3 protein-coding genes are annotated in these 1,905 nt (G+C 43.1%); all 3 read right to left on the bottom strand.

The genetic code is table 11. From position 1 onward, the window contains the following. The coding region (locus LAY57_RS35475) for a hypothetical protein (protein ID WP_249072174.1) at positions 1 to 257 on the bottom strand (257 nt) is incomplete at its 3' end. A gap of 40 nt (positions 258 to 297) precedes the next feature. Next, positions 298 to 1,299 carry a DNA topoisomerase IV subunit B family protein gene (locus LAY57_RS35470; RefSeq protein ID WP_249072172.1) on the bottom strand — a complete coding sequence of 334 codons (1,002 nt, stop codon included), beginning with the start codon at positions 1,297 to 1,299 and terminating at the stop codon, positions 298 to 300. A gap of 127 nt (positions 1,300 to 1,426) precedes the next feature. After that, positions 1,427 to 1,624, bottom strand: coding sequence for a type II toxin-antitoxin system VapB family antitoxin (locus tag LAY57_RS35465; protein ID WP_249072170.1), 198 nt, complete (start codon positions 1,622 to 1,624; stop codon positions 1,427 to 1,429). Positions 1,625 to 1,905: the final 281 nt, after the last annotated feature.

The following is a 1,905-nucleotide window of genomic DNA, read 5'->3' as shown; positions in this document are numbered from 1 at the left end:
TAGGATTGTGTCTGGAACTTTCCCTGAGTTAGAATTAACGGTTGACCGGGTATTAGCAGCGGGAGAGTAGCAAATTTTTGGGTGCGATCGCATATTAATCCAAAATCCCAAATCGGCTGGTTATCAAAGGCACAATGACAGAGAATCCCAATCAACCGAGAAAACATGATGTTGTACTTGGCGGTCAAAATCCGCCGCCTATTGATGCAGAAACATAAGCTAGGTAAATTTCTTTCCCGCTGCGAGTTTGATGCCATTACAGTTAATGTATTTGGGCAACCAAATCTAACTCTGAACTCAGATAAATTGCCTTCGATATTGATGTAAAGGTTCACGCAAAGCATTCTTCATCACCTCTCCAATATGCGGTACATCTAGCTTTGTACGCATAGGCCCCGCAAACTCTGGCTCAAACATTACGACGTGAATTAGGCTAAGTGCTGGTTTCCAGCCGACTTCTTTCAATACTTGAAATAAACCTTTGACATGGCTCCCGCCATCGGGTGTTCTCGCTCCATTCACCCATGAAAAAGTACGGGTCGGCGATCGCTTCTCCCCAAAAATGGCTGCTTCAATAAAGACGTTCTCATAACGCAAACTTACATGAAATGGCAAAGTATTTGGATTAGTAGATACAGAGAGCGAATCGAGGAGCATAAACCCAAGCATCTGGAGTCCTGTGGGGGCATAAAATCTCTCTTCATCAAATCCAATCCTAAGCCCGCTAAATAGATGAGCTGCTTCAAACAATGATCTACGAATAACACCTAATCTAGGTTTCGCTTGCCCAAAGATTTCAGGATCTGGAATTACTTCAATTCTTGTTCCTCGACCATTGCCCTGTTCGACAACAGTTGCAGAACTCTCTGGGACTCCTCTTGCAAAATGTTGCTCCCAAAGTACACCTGAGCGCCAACTTTGCACTGTTAGCTGAACACTGGCAACATTCAGGGGAGCAATACCTAGCCCCAATGTCGTCATGTGAACATGGGGAGCGTGTTCATCCTGTGAACGTATCTGGTGAACATGAGTTAAAAACTTAGTAGCAAGACTAATACGCTCTAGATCGCTAGGTTTATCAAATGGAAGTCCCGGTCCATCATCCACAACTGAAATGGTTGTTCCATCTAGTTTTACATTCACAAAGGTTGCTTGATTTGCAAGGTAGGTATCAAGGACGTTGGATACAAGCTCGTAAACAAATTGCTCTACACCTCGCGTTCCTACACTTCCGAAGTACATAGCTGGTCGATAACGAATGTGTTTGATTATTTCTTCGTTTCTCAGGTCTTCAGGCATAAGCTGTTCAGAAGAGGGTATTCATTGGAAGATGAAACAATCTAACAATTTATTGTACATAGGGCTTGCTCTGTATCTACATTAAATCAGCGGATCTAGAACCAAACGGAAGTATCAACAACTACTTTCATTGTTTTTGCCGTTGTTGCTTGTAGTCGTAATCTTCGTCGTAGTCAATAGTGCCGAAAAGTTCTAATACTTTAAGTTGCTTGCGGTGTTGGATGTACTCGCGCAGCGCAGCCTCGATCGCAGCGCTGGTTGTAGGATGTTTACCAAGCGCAATGGCTTCTTGGAGGAGGGTTTCGTCAATTTGGATATTAGTCACTAGACTTCGGTAGAGCGATCGCATTATTCAGGTTACATATATTTTATAGCGGTTTGCAGCCCAGAAACCCGGTTTCTTTAAGAAACCGGGTTTCTGTCTACACTTTACCTTTTTTTCTTTTTTCTTGCCGTCAGAGGTAGCTATCATTTGAGCAGAAGTGATATAACTACATTATTGGCAAATCCGCTAAATTTACCCGATCGCTTTTTTCCTCTTGCAATTCGCCATGATAACAACCGCCGCAACAACTAAACGACTCACCTTTGAGGAGTACCTTGCTT

The organism is Argonema antarcticum A004/B2 (genome assembly GCF_023333585.1).
In the GTDB taxonomy this organism is placed as follows: domain Bacteria; phylum Cyanobacteriota; class Cyanobacteriia; order Cyanobacteriales; family Aerosakkonemataceae; genus Argonema; species Argonema antarcticum.
The sequence above is the reverse complement of the archived record's forward strand: the minus strand, read 5'-3'. Positions and strand labels throughout refer to the sequence as shown.

Excerpts from the sequence above, each read along its gene's own strand:
- LAY57_RS35470 (WP_249072172.1), bottom strand. The coding sequence starts at position 1,299 with ATGCCTGAAGACCTGAGAAACGAAGAAATAATCAAACACATTCGTTAT.